This is a genomic window from Agromyces tardus, from assembly GCF_003710805.1.
Taxonomy (GTDB): domain Bacteria; phylum Actinomycetota; class Actinomycetes; order Actinomycetales; family Microbacteriaceae; genus Agromyces; species Agromyces tardus.
In genome coordinates, this window is sequence record NZ_RHHB01000032.1 from 1 (window position 1) to 15,791 (window position 15,791).

Consider the following 15,791-nt stretch of genomic DNA (forward strand, 5'->3'; position numbering starts at 1 on the left):
CCCGCCGCCGCCCCGGCTCCCGCAGCCGAACCCGAGGCACCGGCGGCTGCTCCCGCGCAGCCCGCCCCCGCCGCGACCGCCCCCGAGGTCGCCCCCGCACCCGCCACGGCGCCGCAGCCCGTCATCGGCCAGGCCCCCGAGGCTCGCACGACCTCGGTCGCCCCGCGCACCGCGCCGGTGCCCGCCGACGTGCCCGTCACGAGCCCCAACCAGGCCGCCCTCGTGGCCGAGCGCGAAGACGAGATCGTGCCGCTGCGCGGCCTCCCGAAGACCCTCGCCGCGAACATGGACCAGTCGCTCACCGTGCCCACCGCCACGAGCGTGCGCACCGTGCCGGCGAAGCTCATGATCGACAACCGCATCGTGATCAACAACCACCTGCGCCGCACCCGCGGTGGCAAGGTGTCGTTCACCCACCTCATCGGCTGGGCGCTCATCCAGGCGCTCAAGGAGTTCCCGAGCCAGAACGTCTACTACTCCGAGGTCGACGGCAAGCCGAGCCTCGTGAAGCCGGCGCACATCGGCCTCGGCATCGCGATCGACATCCCGAAGCCCGACGGCAGCCGTGCCCTGCTCGTCCCCGCGATCAAGCGGGCCGAGACGATGACGTTCAACGAGTACCTCACCGCCTACGAAGACCTCGTCTCGCGGGCGCGCAACAACAAGCTCACCGCCGACGACTTCCAGGGCGCCACGATCTCGCTCACGAACCCCGGCGGCATCGGCACGGTGCACTCGGTGCCGCGCCTCATGAAGGGGCAGGGCTGCATCATCGGCGCCGGCGCCCTCGAGTACCCGGCGGAGTTCCAGGGCGCGTCGGAGAAGACCCTCGCGAACCTGGCGATCGGCAAGACGATCACCCTCACCTCCACGTACGACCACCGCGTCATCCAGGGCGCCGGCTCGGGCGAGTTCCTGAAGAAGGTCCACGAGCTGCTCATCGGGCAGCGCGACTTCTACGAGCACCTCTTCGCGGCGCTCCGCCTCCCCTACGAGCCGATCCGCTGGGCGCCCGACATCTCGGTCGACATCGCGAGCGCGATCGACAAGACGGCGCGCGTGCAGGAGCTCATCAACTCGTTCCGCGTGCGCGGCCACATGATGGCCGACACGGACCCGCTCGAGTACGTGCAGCGCTCCCACCCCGACCTCGACATCGCGAGCCACGGCCTCACCTTCTGGGACCTCGACCGCGAGTTCGTCACCGGCGGCTTCGGCGACAAGCGCACGGCGCTCCTGCGCGACATCCTCGGCGTGCTCCGCGACTCCTACTGCCGCACGATCGGCATCGAGTACATGCACATCCAGGACCCCGTGCAGCGCAAGTGGATCCAGGGCGAGGTCGAGCGCAAGTACGAGAAGCCCACCCACGACGAGCAGATGCGCATCCTCGGCAAGCTCAACGAGGCCGAGGCCTTCGAGACCTTCCTGCAGACGAAGTACGTCGGCCAGAAGCGCTTCAGCCTCGAGGGCGGCGAGTCCGTCATCGCGATGCTCGACGAGATCCTGCAGGGCGCGGCGAAGGAGGGTCTCGACGAGGTCGCCATCGGCATGGCGCACCGCGGGCGCCTCAACGTGCTCACCAACATCGCCGGCAAGACGTACGGCCAGGTGTTCCGCGAGTTCGAGGGCACGCAGGAGTCGAAGGGCTTCTCCGGCTCGGGCGACGTGAAGTACCACCTCGGCACGGCCGGCACCTTCACGGCCGACGACGGCCACCAGGTGCCCGTGTCGCTCGCCGCGAACCCCTCGCACCTCGAGGCCGTCGACGGCGTGCTCGAGGGCATCGTGCGCGCGAAGCAGGACCGCAAGCCCATCGGCTCGTTCTCGATCCTGCCGATCCTCGTGCACGGCGACGCGGCCATGGCCGGCCAGGGCGTCGTGGTCGAGACGATGCAGATGTCGCAGCTGCGCGGCTACCGCACGGGCGGCACGATCCACATCGTCGTCAACAACCAGGTCGGCTTCACCACCGTGCCGGGCGACGCGCGCTCGTCGATCTACTCGACGGATGTCGCGAAGACCATCCAGGCGCCGATCTTCCACGTGAACGGCGACGACCCCGAGGCCGTCGTCCGGGTCGCGGAGCTCGCGTTCCGCTACCGCCAGGAGTTCAAGCGCGACGTCGTCATCGACCTCGTCTGCTACCGCCGCCGCGGCCACAACGAGGGCGACGACCCCTCGATGACGCAGCCGCTCATGTACAACCTCATCGAGGCCAAGCGCTCGGTGCGCAAGCTCTACACCGAGGCCCTCGTCGGCCGCGGCGACATCACCGAGCAGGAGTACGAGGACGCGCACCGCGACTTCCAGGACCGCCTCGAGCGCGCCTTCGCCGAGACGCACGCCGCGCAGACCGGTGCGATCCCGATCGTCGGCGCCGACGCCGAGCTCAACCGCTACGAGGAGCCCGCGACGGGCCAGCTGGAGTCCACGGCCGTGCCGACCGAGGTCGTGCACGCGATCGGCGACGCGTTCGCCAACAAGCCCACGGGCTTCACCGTGCACCCGAAGATCCAGCAGCTGCTCACCAAGCGCCAGGACATGAGCCGCAACGGCAAAATCGACTGGGGATTCGGCGAGCTGCTCGCGCTCGGCTCGCTCCTGCTCGAGGGCACGCCCGTGCGCTTCGCCGGGCAGGACGCGCGCCGCGGCACCTTCGTGCAGCGCCACGCGGTGCTGCACGACCGCGCGAACGGCCAGGAGTGGCTGCCGCTGCAGAACCTCTCCGACAACCAGGCGCGGTTCTGGATCTACGACTCGCTGCTCAGCGAGTACGCGGCGATGGGCTTCGAGTACGGCTACTCCGTCGAGCGGGCCGACGCGCTCGTGCTCTGGGAGGCCCAGTTCGGCGACTTCGCCAACGGCGCCCAGACGATCATCGACGAGTTCATCTCCTCGGCCGAGCAGAAGTGGGGCCAGCGCTCGAGCGTCGTGCTCCTGCTCCCCCACGGCTACGAGGGCCAGGGCCCCGACCACTCGAGCGCCCGCATCGAGCGGTACCTCCAGATGTGCGCGGAGGACAACATGACCGTCGCCCGCCCGTCGACGCCCGCGTCGTACTTCCACCTGCTGCGCCGCCAGGCCTACCAGCGTCCGCGCCGCCCGCTCGTCGTCTTCACGCCGAAGGCGATGCTGCGCCTGCGCGGTGCCACGAGCGAGGTGGAGGACTTCACGAACGGCCGGTTCGAGCCCGTCATCGACGATGCGCGCATCACCGACAAGGGCGCCGTGAAGCGAGTGGTGTTCCTCGCCGGAAAGCTCTACTACGACCTCGCCGCGGAGCTCGAGAAGAACCCGAACCCCGAGATCGCGGTCGTGCGCCTCGAGCAGTACTACCCGCTGCCCGCCGCGGAGCTCAAGGCCGTCGCGGACTCGTACCCGAACGCCGAGCTCATGTGGGCGCAGGAGGAACCCGAGAATCAGGGCGCCTGGCCGTTCTTCGTCATCGAGACGAACAAGCTCGGCCCGCGTCCGGTGCAGGTCGTCGCGCGCGCCGCGGCCGCCTCGCCCGCGACCGGTTCGGCGAAGCGCCACGCGGCCGAGCAGGCCGAGATCGTGCGCCGCGCGCTCACGCTGTAAGAGCCGGGCGGCGGTCGCCGCCGACACGACGAAGAGCGGATGCCTCCCCACGGGGCATCCGCTCTTCGCGTCGTGTGGCACGGTGTCGCGCCCTGACACTCCGGGGCGGGTGCGGCGGTCGCTCGTCGCCGCACCCGCCGGCCTCAGCGAACCGGGACCGGCTCCCGTTCGGGCGCGCCGCCCGCGGCATCCGGATCGGTCGCATCGCCGCCGGCGACACGCTCGCCCCCGAGACCCGGCCGGGCGCTCGACGCATCGCGCCCGTCGCCGTCGCCGTCGGCCCGGGCGAGCCGGCTCGGCCACCAGATCGCGCGGCCGATGTCGTAGGCGGCCGCGGGCACGAGCAGGGTGCGCACGAGGAACGTGTCGAGCAGCACGCCGAACGCGACGATGAACGAGATCTGGGCGAGGAAGAGGATCGGCAGCACGCCGAGCGCGGCGAACGTCGCCGCGAGCACGAGGCCCGCGGAGGTGATCACCCCGCCGGTGAGCTTGAGGCCGCGCAGGATGCCCTGCCGCGTGCCGTGCACGATGGACTCCTCGCGCACCCGGGTCATCAGGAAGATGTTGTAATCGACACCGAGCGCGACGAGGAACACGAACCCGAACAGCGGCACCGACGGGTCGGCGCCCGGGAACCCGAACACGTTCTCGAACACGACCGCCGAGACGCCCAGCGCAGCCGCGAACGACAGCACGACGCTGCCGATGAGCACGAGCGGCGCGACGACCGCGCGCAGCAGCAGCATGAGGATCACCAGGATCGCGAGCAGCACGAGCGGGATGATGAGCCGCTGGTCGGCGACCGCGGCGTCGTTCGTGTCGAGGGCGACCGCGGTCGGGCCGCCCACGAGCACGTCCTCGCCGACGTCGTCGAGGCTGACCCGCAGTTCGCGCACGGTCTCCTCCGCCGGGGCGGAGTCGGCGGCGTCCTCGAGGGTCGCCTGCAGCAGCACCTGGCCGTCGACCACGGTGGGCTCGGGCGCCGGCGTGCCGGGAGGGCCGAACGCCTGGATGCCGTCGGCGGTCACGGGCGCCGAGCCGGCGGGCGAGTCCTGCGAGACCACGGCGACGGATGCCACGCCGGCGGTGCCGAGCGCGATGTCGGCCATGGCCTGCAGCTCGTCCTCCGGGCCGATGATGACGGCGGGAGTGCCAGAACCGGCCGGGAAGTGCTCGCCGAGCAGCTCCTGACCGTCGCGCGCCTGGGACTCGCCGAGCACGAACGCGCTCGAGGGAACGCCATCGGCGTCGAGCTGCAGCAGCCCGAGCGACATCACGGCGAGCACGAGCGTGGAGACGACCCACACGGTGCGGGGGCGCTTCGAGACGAGGCGCCCGACCGCCGCCCAGACGCCGCGTTCGGTGGTCGCGGCGTCGACGACGGGGGTCGCGGGCAGCGCGGTGCCGGCCTGCCCGGTCGCGGCATCCGCTGCCTGCGTCGCCGCGGTCGCGTCGGGGTGGCGCACGCGCCGCGGCCAGAACGCGACGCGGCCCGCCCAGAGCAGGAGCGCCGGCAGCAGCGTGAGCGCGGCGAGCACCGCGAACAGGATGCCGATCGCGGCCACGGGCCCGAGGATCTTGTTCGAGTTGAGCTCGCTCGCGAGCAGGATGAGCAGGCCGACGATGACGGTACCGCCCGAGGCGACGATCGGCTCCCAGGCGCCCTTGAGGGCCGCCCACGTGGCATCCCACCGGCGCTCGTGCACGGCGAGCGCCTCGCGGTACCGGGCGATGTACAGGAGCGCGTAGTCGGTCGCGGCACCGATGACGAGGATGAAGAGGATGCCCTGCGTCTGGCCGGAGAGCAGCAGCACGTCGGCCTTCGCGAGCTGCACGACCGTGAAGACCGCGGCGGTGAGCGCGGTGAGGCTCGTGAAGAGCACGATCACGGGCAGCAGGGGCGAGCGGTAGACGACGATCAGGATCACGAAGACCGCGGCGAGCGCGACCGCGAGCAGCAGCCCGTCGATGCCGGCGAACGCGGCCGACAGGTCGGCGGTGAACCCCGCGGGACCGGTGACGGCCGCGGTCGTGCCGTCGACCGGCTGCTCGTCGAGCAGCGCCCGCATCTCCTCGACGGTGACGCCCGAGCCCTCCTCGCCGTCGCTCGGGGCGATCGAGGCGACGAACTGGGCCGCCTCGCCGTCGTCCGAGACGATCACGGGCGACGTCTCGTCGTCGACGACGCCCTCGAGGTCGAGCACCTCGACGCGCAGGTCCTCGATCGCGGCGAGCTGGGCCTCGTCGAGCTCGCTGCCGCCGTCGGAGGCGAAGACGACGATCGCCGGGATGTTCGCGGAGTCGCGGAACCCGTCCTGCAACTCGTTGACCTCGGTGGCCTCGGCGGACGCGGGGAGGAAGGACGCCTGGTCGTTCTTCGAGACGTCGCTGAGGGAGCCGAAGGCGGCCCCGCCGGCGCCGAAGAGCGCGAACCAGATGAGGATGAGGACGGTGGGAATGAGCGCCCGGAGCCACAGGGGGACTCTGCCGGTGCGCGTGCTGGGTGCGGCGTTCGTGTTCATCGTGCAACGACGCTACGGGCCGCCCCGCGCACGGCGCGTCCACCGAAAGTTCGCTCGGCCGCCGGACGGGTCAATCGAAAGTTCGAACGTCGCCGTTCCGGCGTCTGCCGGACGGGTCAGTCGACGAGTGCGCCGTGTCCCGCCTGGATGTCGCGGATCCGCGTGAGCACCACCATGCGGAGCTCCTCGGGCGCGCTCTCCTTGCAGGCGCGCTGCACGACCTCGGTGATCGCGACGCCGACGCGCAGCTCGGCCGAGCAGTCGGGGCAGCTCTCCATGTGCTCGCGGATGTCTGCGGCATCCTCGCGGCACAGCTCGTTGTGCAGGTATTCCTCGAGTTCGGCCTTGGCCTTCTCGCAGCCGCAGTCGGTCATCGTGGGCTCCTCGGCATGGTCTGCCTCCTGGTGGGTTTGGCCGCCGTCTCGATGCCCTGCTCGCGGGCATAGTCGGCGAGGGACTCGCGAAGCATCCGCCGGCCACGGTGCAGGCGGCTCATCACGGTCCCGATCGGGGTGTTCATCATGTCGGCGATCTCCTGGTAGGAGAATCCCTCGACGTCGGCGAAGTACACGGCGAGGCGGAAGTCCTCGGGCAGCGCTTGGAGGGCGTCCTTCACGGCGCTGTCGGGCAGGTGGTCGATCGCCTCGGCCTCGGCGGAGCGCGCGGAGGTCGCGGTGGTCGACTCGGCGCCGCCGAGCTGCCAGTCCTCCAGGTCGTCGATCGTGCCCTGATAGGGCTCGCGCTGCTTCTTGCGGTAGGTGTTGATGAAGGTGTTCGTGAGGATGCGATACAGCCACGCCTTGAGGTTCGTGCCCTGCGTGAACTGCCCGAACGCGGCGAACGCCTTCACGAACGTCTCCTGCACCAGGTCCTGCGCGTCGGCGGGGTTCTTGGTCATGCGCAGCGCGGCACCGTAGAGCTGGTCGATGAACGGCAGCGCCTGCTCCTCGAAGAGTTCGCCGAGCGGCCTCGTGTCGTCGTTCGCCTGTGTGTCGATCGTGGTGTCGATCTCGTCGCCGGTCATCACCGGCAATCCTAGATCGTGCACCTTGCGAGTGTCCGGGCGTTCGAGCACTGCTGCCTGCACGCGCACCATCTCCTTCCGCGTTCGCTGACGCTACTGTTGATAACCGATGCAGATTTCGAGGTATTCCGCTCCCGAGTTCGATCCCTACGGCGACAACCGCCAGACCGACACGGATGCCGGGTGGCGTGCGCCCGTGGCGCCGGGCCCGCTCGCCGCGGTGCTCTCGCTGCCCGGATCGAAGTCGCTGACGAATCGCGAGCTCGTGCTCGCCGCGCTCGCCGACGGGTCCTCGACGCTGCGCGCCCCGCTGTGGTCGCGCGACAGCGAGCTGATGATCGAGGGGCTGCGGGCGCTCGGCACCCGCTTCGAGCGTCGCGAGGGCCACGGCGGGTTCGGCGACGACCTCGTCGTGACCCCCGCCGACGAGCTCCTGGGCTCGACCACGATCGACTGCGGACTCGCCGGCACGGTCATGCGCTTCCTGCCGCCCGTCGCCGCGCTCGCGCTCGGCCCCACGACGTTCGACGGCGACGAGGGCGCACGACGGCGACCGATGGGCGGCTCGATCGAGGCCCTGCGGGCGCTCGGCGTCGACCTCGACGACGACGGCCGGGGGGCGCTCCCCTTCACGGTGCACGGCACCGGGCGCGTCGCGGGCGGCGAGGTCGCGATCGACGCCTCGGCGTCGAGCCAGTTCGTCTCCGGCCTCCTGCTGTCCGCCCCGCGGTTCGAGCGCGGCCTCGACCTGCGCCACACGGGCGAGCGCCTCCCGAGCCTCCCCCACATCGAGATGACGATCGCCGCGCTCGCGGCACGCGGCGTCGAGGTCGAGCAGCCCGAGCGGGGCCGGTGGCGCGTCGCACCCGGCACGATCCGTGCGATCGACGTCGACATCGAGCCCGACCTGTCGAACGCGGCGCCGTTCCTCGTGGCGGCCCTCGTGGCCGGCGGCTCCGTCACGATCACGGGATGGCCCTCCGAGACGACGCAGGTCGGCGCGCAGCTCGCCGAGCTCCTGCCGTTGTTCGGGGCGCGCGTCGAGCGCGCAGAATCGCGGCTGACCGTGCACGCGCCCGAGCCGGGCGCGGACGGCGGTCGCGGCATCCGCGGGGTCGACCTCGATCTCTCCGAGGCGGGCGAGCTCGTGCCGAACCTCGTCGCGCTCGCCGCCCTCGCCGACGGGCCGAGCACCTTCACCGGCATCGGCCACATCCGCCACCACGAGACCGACCGTCTCGCGGCCCTCGCCGCCGAGCTCAACGGCCTCGGCGGCCGAGTCACCGAACTCGACGACGGCCTGCGCGTCGAACCCGCTCCGCTCCACGGCGGCCCCTGGCGCGCATATGCCGATCACCGCATGGCCACCTCCGGCGCCATCGTCGGCCTCGCCGTGCCCGGCGTCGTGGTCGACGACATCGACTCCACGTCGAAGACGCTCCCCCAGTTCACGCAGCTCTGGGGGAAACTGCTCGCATGAGCTGGTGGGAGACCGACGAGGACGAGGACGAGGACGAGTACGACGAGTCCGACGTCAAGGTCCGTCCGAACCGCCGCGGCAGCCGCCCGCGCACGAAGGTGCGCCCCGAACACGCCGACGCGGTCGAGGGCTGGGTGTACGGCGTCGACCGCGGGCGCTACGCGGTGCTGGTGGGCGACGGCACGCCCGACGAGCACGTCATCACGGCCGCGCGCGCGAGCGAGCTGCGCCGCAAGTCGGTCGTCACCGGCGATCGCGTCGACCTCGTCGGCGACACGACCGGCGACCCCGGCACCCTCGCCCGCATCGTGCGCGTGCAGGAGCGCACCACGCTGCTGCGCCGCAGCGCCGACGACACCGACGAGGTCGAGCGCATCATCGTCGCGAACGCCGACCAGATGCTCATCGTCGTCGCGGCGGCGAATCCCGAGCCGCGCATCCGCCTGCTCGACCGCTACCTCGTGGCCGCCTTCGATGCGGGGATCGCGCCGATCCTCTGCATCACGAAGACCGACCTCGCGGACCCGGCGCCGTTCCTCGAGAACTTCGCGGGGCTCGACCTGCCGGTGTTCCGCAGCAGCACCGACCGCATGCCGCTCGAGCAGATCACCGCGGCGCTCATCGGGCACCGCACCGTGTTCGTCGGCCACTCGGGCGTCGGCAAGTCCACGCTCGTGAACGCGCTCGTGCCCGACGCGAACCGCGCGACGGGCGTCGTCAACGTCGTCACGGGTCGCGGCCGGCACACCTCCTCGTCGACCGTCTCGCTGCGGGTCCACACCGAGGCGGGCGACGGCTGGGTCATCGACACCCCCGGCGTGCGCTCGTTCGGCCTCGGGCACGTCGACCCCGCCAACATCCTCGGCGCCTTCTCCGACCTCGCGGCCGTGGCCGAGCGTTGCCCGCGCGGCTGCACGCACCTGCCCGACGCCCCCGACTGCGCGATCGCGGAGGCCGTCGAGGCGGGCGAGCTCGGCGACACGGGCCGAGCGCGCCTCGACTCCCTGCAGCGACTGCTCGGCACCTTCGCCGCGCGGAGCACCCGGGTCGAGTAGCACCGCCGGCACCCGGCACCGGCCGCCGTCCCCGGCGGCACCGCGGCATCCGCACCGTGCCTACGATTGACGCATGACCGACGCACGTCTCGCCCAGGGCGACCTCGCACCCGACTTCACGCTCCCCGACCAGGACGGCAACCCCGTCACGCTCTCCTCGCTCCGCGGCCGGAAGGTCGTGCTGTACTTCTACCCCGAGGCGATGACGCCGGGTTGCACGACCGAGGCGTGCGACTTCCGCGACAACCTCAACTCGTTCGCGGGCGCCGGCGTGCGCGTGCTGGGCGTGTCGAAGGACGACACCGCGAAGCTCAAGACGTTCGCCGAGCGCGACCACCTCACGTTCCCGCTGCTCTCCGACACCGACCTCGCCGTGCAGCACGCCTACGGCGCCTGGGGCGAGAAGTCCCTCTACGGCAAGACGGTGGTCGGATCGATCCGCTCGACGTTCATCATCGACGAGGAGGGACGCATCGAGAAGCCGATGTACAACGTCAAGGCCACCGGTCACGTCGCGCGCCTCCGCAAGGAGCTCGGCCTCGACGGCTGACCCGCCCCCGATCCGACTCGCCTCGACGCCCGTGAAGGGCGCGGATGCCGCCGGCTCAGCCGGCCTCGGTCTCCGCGTCCTCGGGGCGGGCGTACGCCAGGCGTACGGGCGTCCACAGGAGCAGGCCGATCACCGTGATCGCCGGCACGAGCAGCGCCCAGCCGAGGTCGGGCCGCGCGAAGAGCCCCTGGAAGGCGCCGACGGCGATCGAGAGCTGCAGCACCTGCCACACGATCGCCGAGGCGCGCGCCCACGGCGCACGCCGCAGCGACGCGATCGCGATCGCCGTCAGCCACGCCGCCGCGATCGCCACGAGCACGATGAGCGCGACGGCCGTGGCGAACGACGACGGCTGCATCGTCAGCAGGTCGACCACGAGCCACACGGCGAGCGCCGCGACCGCCACGGCCTCGAGCACGAGCAGCACGCTCACGACCGCGAGCGCGGCTCGCACGCCGCCCGCAGGGGCGGCTCCCGCGGTGCCGTCGGCGCGCCCGCGGTCCCCCGTTCCACCGGCCTCGGGTCGACCGTCGGCACTCCGATTCACAGGCTTCTCCCGAACACCACTCTTGATTCGCTCTCTCCGCTATGCAAACATTTATGAGGCCGAATTGATGCTCACAGGGACGTGAGCCGATCAGTCTTGATCCTACTTCCCGAGATTCGGCTTTTCCCCCTGCAGCATTGCCGTCGAACGGTCGCGCCTGTGCGCCTCGAATGCTGCGAATCGAAACACAACAAGGAGCATCTCCATGGATTGGCGCGACAAAGCCGCCTGCCTCACCGCTGACCCGGAACTCTTCTTCCCCGTCGGCAACACCGGTCCGGCCGTCGACCAGATCGAGAAGGCGAAGGCTGTCTGCGGCCGTTGCACCGTCACGGAGATCTGCCTCCAGTACGCCCTCGAGACCGGCCAGGACTCGGGCGTGTGGGGCGGCCTCAGCGAAGACGAGCGTCGCGCGCTGAAGCGCCGCGCCGCTCGTGCGCGCCGAGCGGGCTGACCCCGCCCCGCCACCGCACGTCTGCGTCGCGCAGTCGTGCACACGACCACTTCGAGCGGATGCCGCAGCAGCGCGGCATCCGCTCGACCCGGTCCGGATCTCAGCTCGCGGTGATCCAGCGCATCGGCACCTCGATCGTCACCTCGGTGCCGCGGCCCATGACCGTGTGCCAGTCGATGGTGCCGCCGAGCTCGCCCTGGATGAGGGTGCGCACGATCTGCGTGCCGAGTCCCTCACCCACCTTGCCCTCGGGCAGGCCCGAGCCGGTGTCGCGCACCTGCACCGACAGCACGGTCTCGTCGCGGCGCGCGATGATCTCGACGTCGCCCTCCTGACCGGCGAGCCCGTGCTCGACGGCGTTCGTCACGAGTTCGGTGAGCGCGAGGGCGAGCGGCGTCGCGTACTCGCTCGGCAGCACGCCGAACGATCCCGACCGCTTCGGATGCGCCGTGGTGTTGTGCGCCGACGCGACCTCCGCCACGAGCAGCAGCGCACGGTCGAACACGTCGTCGAAGTCCACGTTCTGGGCGAGGCCCTCGGAAAGGGTGTCGTGCACGACGGCGATCGCGCCGACGCGCCGCATGGCCTGGGTCAGGGCGTCGCGCGCCTCCGGCGAGTGGGTGCGCCGCGCCTGGATGCGCAGCAGCGAGGCCACGGTCTGCAGGTTGTTCTTGACGCGGTGGTGGATCTCGCGGATCGTCGCGTCCTTCGTGATGAGCTCCTGCTCCTGGTGGCGGAGCTCGGTCACGTCGCGGCTCAGCACGATCGCCCCAGTGCGCTCGCCCCGGCGGCGGATCGGGATCGCGCGCAGCGACACCGTGACTCCGCGCGACTCCACGTCGGTGCGCCACGGCGCGCGGCCCGTCACGACGAGCGGCAGCGACTCGTCGACGACGAGCTTGCCGGAGAGCAGCCGCGTCGAGACATCCGCGAGCGACTCGCCCTCGAGCTCGTCGTCGAAGCCCATGCGGTTGAACGCCGACAGGGCGTTGGGGCTCGCGAACGTCGTGATGCCGTCGACGTCGAGGCGGATGAGGCCGTCGGACGCGCGCGGCGCCCCGCGTCGCGGCCCGGTGGGCGCGCCGAGGTCGGGGAAGTCGCCCGACGCGATCATCTGGAAGAGCTCCTCGGCGCAGTCGTTGAACGTGAGCTCCTGGCGGCTCGGCGTGCGCGTCGAGCCGAGGTTGGTGTGGCGCGTGATCACGGCCACGGGCTCGGGCGCGAGTTCGGTGCCGGTCGCCGAGAGGCGGCGCATCACCGGGACCGCGCGGACCCGCGTCGGCATCTCCTCGTACCAATCCGGCACCGACGAGTCGACGATGCGCGCGGTGCGGAACGCCTCGGACACCTGACCGTGCCACTCGGGACGGATCGTCTGGCCCACGAAGTCGCGATAGAAGAGCGTCGCGGCACTCGACGGGCGTGCGTGTGCGACCGCGACGAACCGGTCGTCGACGGAGGGCACCCACAGCACGATGTCGGCGAAGGCGAGGTCCGCGAGCAGCTGCAGGTCGCCGACGAGCATGTGCAGCCAGTCGACGTCGGCTTGGCTGCTGCGCCCCTGGGCGAGGACGAGATCACTGAGGGTCGACACAGGTCCAGCGTACTGGCAGGCCCCGTCGGCTCAGTTCGTCACCGGCCGCTGCGCGAAGCGGATGCGGCGGCCACGCCGCTGCGCGGGCTCGGGCGCGGGGAGCAGCCGCTCGTCGACGTAGGCGCGCAGTGCCGCCCGCAGCGGCGATCGCGCCGCGGCGTCGCGGAGGGTGCGCGCGGTGAGGATCGCGGCATCCGCCGCCTTGCCGTCGTGCGGCAGCAGGGTCGCCTCGGCGAGGCCCGCGAACCGGCGCAGCGTTTGGCGCACCTGGCCGTGCGCGTCGATGCCGAGCGCGCTCGTGCGCACCCGGTTCACGATGACGTCGACGCGCTCGGCGTCGACGAGGTCGAGCAGGTCGCCGTGACCGCGGAGCAGCCGCGAGAGCCCGACCGGATCCGCGAGGCCGACGGCGACCACCCGGTCGGCCGTGCCGAGCGCCGCGAACGTCGCCGCGTTCCGCCGCGGCGCGAACTGGTCGCTCGTGAGCTCCTCGTCGTGCTCGAGGCTGAAGCCCGTGTCGACGACGACGTACTCGTACCGCGCACGCATCGCCTCGAGCGCGGCGACCACCCGATCACGCGCGAGCTCGGGCCAGCGGCTCGGACCGACGAGTCCCGTGAAGACGTCGAACGACGCGCGCGGCGCCGAGTACCGCTGCGCGATCCGCTCGAGCTCGGCGCGATCGAGGGCTCCGCTGCCGGCGAGTCGGCACGCCGACGCGAACCCCGGCGCCTCGTCGAGCAGGCCGAGTGCGGGCGCCACCGCTCCCCCATAGGGATCGGCGTCGACGAGCGCCGCGGTGTGGCCGGATGCCGCGAGCTCCGCGGCGAGGTTGACCGCGATCGTCGTGCGGCCGGGAGCACCGGCCGGCCCCCACACGGCGATCACCGCGGCATCGAGTCCGCGCGGCTCGCCCACGTCGCCGACCCGCGAGGGAACGGGCACGCCACCCGAGACGAGCGCGTCGATCTCGGCCCAGGTCGCCGTCGCGTCGAGGACCTCGTGCAGGCCGAGTCGCGCGGCGTGGGCACGTTCCTGATCGGATGCCGCGAGGCCGATGATGCGGATGCCCCCCTCGTCGCAGGCGGCGAGGAGCTCGGCGCTCAGGGTGGGACGGCCGGCGCCCACGACCGCGACGTCGGGACCCAGCACGTCGAGGCACTCGAGCACGTCGCGCCACCCCACGACACGAGCCACGATCGTGTGGCCCGCCTCCACGGCGTCGGCCAGCAGCCGGTCTTCCACGACCGGATCGAGCGCGAGGGCGAGCCGCGCCATCACTGGCCGCCGGCGGTTCGCGCGGGGACGAGATCGATCGCGTCGCCCGCGGACAGCGCCTGGAGCAGGGCCGCGACCTTCTCGCGCGGCACGAGGAGCTCGACCGAGACGCCCTCGCTCGCCACCATCCCGTCGGATGCGATGACGCCGGCCACCTCGGCACCGGGCACGAGCACCGCCGGCGGATCGAAGACCCCGCGCTCGCGCTCCGAGGCCGTCCACACGTCGACCATCGAACCGCGATCGACGTCGGCCGGGAGCGGCCCGCGGCTCGGCACGACGACGCTGGCGAGGCCGGTCGAGTCGGAATCGTCGATCGCGGCGGCGGGCACGAGCTCGCCGGCGCGCACGGTGCGCACGACGACGAGGCCGTCGTCGCCGAGGTCGCCCGGGGCGAGGTAGTGCGCGGCGCTCGCTCCGAGGCGCACCGACTCCGTGGCCAGGTCACCCTCGTCGATCCGGGTGCCCGGCGTGAGCGTGTCGCGGGCGACGTAGACCTCGCGTGCGTCGTCGAGTCCGGAGACGAGAAACCACACGCCCGCCGTGGACGAGGCGACGAGCAGGACGCCGATCAGCAGCCGCGGGTCGATCCGGACCGCCCCGCGTTCGCCCCGCGACCGACCACTCGCCATCGTGCGTTCCTCTCCTCGGCATCCGTCGCGCACCGCGCCGCGAACCATGGTGACCCGAACCCGGGAGTCGGCCCGGAAGTTATCCACACGCACTCCCCCTTCCGCGCAGCAGGTCGATAATCGAGGGATGACCCCTCACGGTTCGGGCGACGCGATCGGCCGGTTCCTCACGATCGCCGACGCGGCGGAGGTGCTCGCCGTCGAGGTGGCGACGGTCGACGAGCTGATCCGCTCCGGCGAACTGCCGGCGATCCGGGTCGGCGCGAGCGGTCCGTGGCGGGTCGAGCGCGTGCAGCTCGAGGTGTTCATCGAGCAGCAGTACGAAGACGCCCGTCGGTCGTCGGCGTGGAACCAGGGCGAGTTCGCCAACGTCTTCGAGCTGTCGGGCGCCCGGCGGGGCACGATCCGTTCGCTCGACTGACCCCGTCACGGGCCAACGAGCTCCGGTTGGCCCGTCTGGTGCGTGGTGCTCAGCGGAAGGTCACGAGCACGAGGCGATCGAACGGGATGATGCGGTAACCGCGCACCTCACGCTCGCGCCGGGGTACTCCCGGTTCGTGCAGCGCGAGGTCGAGGTGGTCGCGACCGACACGGTCGATCGTGCCGTGGTGGGAGCCGTCGGACGTCTCGACGGAGACGCCGGCCCGGCGGCGGCACAGGTCGCGCAGCACGAACGGCAGCCCGATGCGCTCGGCGAGGCGCGCAGTCGACTCGGGCAGCGGCTCCAGGCTGGCGTCGAGCTGCGATCGACCCGGGAGCACCGCCGAGATGGCGCCCAGGGGCACGATGCACTGCCCGCCCGCGGCGGGCGCGTCGCGGAGCTCGGCGCTCAACCAGTCGCGGCCGAACGAGAGGGGGCGCACCTGCACGACGCTGCCGCCGTGGAGCTCGAGGCGCACCACGGCCCCGCCCTGGCCGGTCGTGCGTGCCATCGCAGTGATGCGGTCGCGCAGCGAGAGACGGCCGAGCCGCAGCCGCTCCGATTCGATCGCGAGGGCGCGCTCCTCCTCGCGCTGCTCCTGATCGAGCTGCGACTCGAGGTCGTCCCACAAGGGATGTAATGACATCAC

Annotated in this window: 14 protein-coding genes; 6 read left to right on the plus strand and 8 right to left on the minus strand. The window is 71.8% G+C overall.

Annotated features, from left to right (window positions below; genetic code table 11):
* Window positions 1–3,582, plus strand: a 3,582-nt coding sequence (locus tag EDM22_RS13695; RefSeq protein ID WP_122937649.1) for a multifunctional oxoglutarate decarboxylase/oxoglutarate dehydrogenase thiamine pyrophosphate-binding subunit/dihydrolipoyllysine-residue succinyltransferase subunit, incomplete at its 5' end; no start/stop codon positions are given.
* Between the two features lie 143 nt (window positions 3,583–3,725).
* Here the strand turns inward: EDM22_RS13695 and EDM22_RS13700 are convergent.
* From EDM22_RS13700 to EDM22_RS13710, 3 genes are all read right to left on the minus strand, one after another.
* Complete coding sequence (locus EDM22_RS13700) at window positions 3,726–6,107, minus strand: MMPL family transporter (protein WP_122937650.1); 2,382 nt, start codon at window positions 6,105–6,107, stop codon at window positions 3,726–3,728.
* Window positions 6,108–6,223: 116 nt separating this feature from the next.
* Window positions 6,224–6,481, minus strand: coding sequence for a zf-HC2 domain-containing protein (locus EDM22_RS13705; protein ID WP_122937651.1), 258 nt, complete (start codon window positions 6,479–6,481; stop codon window positions 6,224–6,226).
* Complete coding sequence (locus EDM22_RS13710; protein WP_376918009.1) at window positions 6,478–7,203, minus strand: sigma-70 family RNA polymerase sigma factor; 726 nt, start codon at window positions 7,201–7,203, stop codon at window positions 6,478–6,480. Before EDM22_RS13710 ends, EDM22_RS13705 begins: the two co-directional genes overlap by 4 nt.
* A 37-nt stretch (window positions 7,204–7,240) precedes the next feature.
* Between EDM22_RS13710 and aroA the strand changes: the two genes are divergently transcribed.
* The 3 genes from aroA (at window position 7,241) to bcp (ending at window position 10,216) form a co-directional block, all read left to right on the plus strand.
* Entirely contained in the window at window positions 7,241–8,611 is a 1,371-nt protein-coding gene (gene aroA / locus EDM22_RS13715; RefSeq protein WP_122937653.1) for a 3-phosphoshikimate 1-carboxyvinyltransferase, read from the plus strand.
* Window positions 8,608–9,666 carry a ribosome small subunit-dependent GTPase A gene (gene rsgA, locus EDM22_RS13720; RefSeq protein WP_122937654.1) on the plus strand — a complete coding sequence of 353 codons (1,059 nt, stop codon included), beginning with the start codon at window positions 8,608–8,610 and terminating at the stop codon, window positions 9,664–9,666. Before aroA ends, rsgA begins: the two co-directional genes overlap by 4 nt.
* A 73-nt stretch (window positions 9,667–9,739) precedes the next feature.
* The gene (gene bcp, locus EDM22_RS13725; protein ID WP_122937655.1) at window positions 9,740–10,216 is read left to right on the plus strand and encodes a thioredoxin-dependent thiol peroxidase; all 477 of its coding nucleotides are present in this window, start codon (window positions 9,740–9,742) and stop codon (window positions 10,214–10,216) included.
* Window positions 10,217–10,271: 55 nt separating this feature from the next.
* On the opposite strand, the gene EDM22_RS13730 is transcribed toward bcp, so the two are convergent.
* On the minus strand, window positions 10,272–10,763 hold the full coding sequence (locus EDM22_RS13730) for a hypothetical protein (RefSeq protein WP_212591955.1): 492 nt from the start codon (window positions 10,761–10,763) through the stop codon (window positions 10,272–10,274).
* 205 nt (window positions 10,764–10,968) lie between these two features.
* On the opposite strand from EDM22_RS13730, the gene EDM22_RS13735 reads away from it, so the two are divergent.
* Window positions 10,969–11,217: a WhiB family transcriptional regulator gene (locus EDM22_RS13735; RefSeq protein WP_122937656.1), complete on the plus strand. Its 249-nt coding sequence runs from the start codon at window positions 10,969–10,971 to the stop codon at window positions 11,215–11,217.
* A gap of 100 nt (window positions 11,218–11,317) precedes the next feature.
* Here the strand turns inward: EDM22_RS13735 and EDM22_RS13740 are convergent, their stop codons facing one another.
* From EDM22_RS13740 to EDM22_RS13750, 3 genes are read right to left on the minus strand one after another with little or no spacing between them, the layout of a single operon-like run.
* On the minus strand, window positions 11,318–12,811 hold the full coding sequence (locus EDM22_RS13740; RefSeq protein WP_122937657.1) for a sensor histidine kinase: 1,494 nt from the start codon (window positions 12,809–12,811) through the stop codon (window positions 11,318–11,320).
* 30 nt (window positions 12,812–12,841) lie between these two features.
* Entirely contained in the window at window positions 12,842–14,089 is a 1,248-nt protein-coding gene (locus EDM22_RS13745) for a CpaE/TadZ family protein (RefSeq protein WP_122937658.1), read from the minus strand.
* Window positions 14,089–14,721: an SAF domain-containing protein gene (locus EDM22_RS13750; protein WP_170964143.1), complete on the minus strand. Its 633-nt coding sequence runs from the start codon at window positions 14,719–14,721 to the stop codon at window positions 14,089–14,091. Before EDM22_RS13750 ends, EDM22_RS13745 begins: the two co-directional genes overlap by 1 nt.
* 127 nt (window positions 14,722–14,848) lie before the next feature.
* On the opposite strand from EDM22_RS13750, the gene EDM22_RS13755 reads away from it, so the two are divergent.
* Window positions 14,849–15,142 carry a helix-turn-helix domain-containing protein gene (locus EDM22_RS13755; protein ID WP_122937660.1) on the plus strand — a complete coding sequence of 98 codons (294 nt, stop codon included), beginning with the start codon at window positions 14,849–14,851 and terminating at the stop codon, window positions 15,140–15,142.
* A gap of 49 nt (window positions 15,143–15,191) precedes the next feature.
* Here EDM22_RS13755 and EDM22_RS13760 read toward each other — a convergent pair whose 3' ends face one another.
* Window positions 15,192–15,788, minus strand: coding sequence for a hypothetical protein (locus EDM22_RS13760; protein WP_138708096.1), 597 nt, complete (start codon window positions 15,786–15,788; stop codon window positions 15,192–15,194).
* Between the last annotated feature and the right edge of the window lie 3 nt (window positions 15,789–15,791).

Excerpts from the sequence above, each read along its gene's own strand:
- EDM22_RS13755 (WP_122937660.1), top strand. The coding sequence starts at position 14,849 with ATGACCCCTCACGGTTCGGGCGACGCGATCGGCCGGTTCCTCACGATC.
- EDM22_RS13760 (WP_138708096.1), bottom strand. The coding sequence starts at position 15,788 with ATGTCATTACATCCCTTGTGGGACGACCTCGAGTCGCAGCTCGATCAG.
- EDM22_RS13745 (WP_122937658.1), bottom strand. The coding sequence starts at position 14,089 with ATGGCGCGGCTCGCCCTCGCGCTCGATCCGGTCGTGGAAGACCGGCTG.
- EDM22_RS13710 (WP_376918009.1), bottom strand. The coding sequence starts at position 7,203 with ATGGTGCGCGTGCAGGCAGCAGTGCTCGAACGCCCGGACACTCGCAAG.
- aroA (WP_122937653.1), top strand. The coding sequence starts at position 7,241 with ATGCAGATTTCGAGGTATTCCGCTCCCGAGTTCGATCCCTACGGCGAC.
- rsgA (WP_122937654.1), top strand. The coding sequence starts at position 8,608 with ATGAGCTGGTGGGAGACCGACGAGGACGAGGACGAGGACGAGTACGAC.
- bcp (WP_122937655.1), top strand. The coding sequence starts at position 9,740 with ATGACCGACGCACGTCTCGCCCAGGGCGACCTCGCACCCGACTTCACG.
- EDM22_RS13735 (WP_122937656.1), top strand. The coding sequence starts at position 10,969 with ATGGATTGGCGCGACAAAGCCGCCTGCCTCACCGCTGACCCGGAACTC.
- EDM22_RS13705 (WP_122937651.1), bottom strand. The coding sequence starts at position 6,481 with ATGACCGACTGCGGCTGCGAGAAGGCCAAGGCCGAACTCGAGGAATAC.
- EDM22_RS13750 (WP_170964143.1), bottom strand. The coding sequence starts at position 14,721 with ATGGCGAGTGGTCGGTCGCGGGGCGAACGCGGGGCGGTCCGGATCGAC.
- EDM22_RS13700 (WP_122937650.1), bottom strand. The coding sequence starts at position 6,107 with ATGAACACGAACGCCGCACCCAGCACGCGCACCGGCAGAGTCCCCCTG.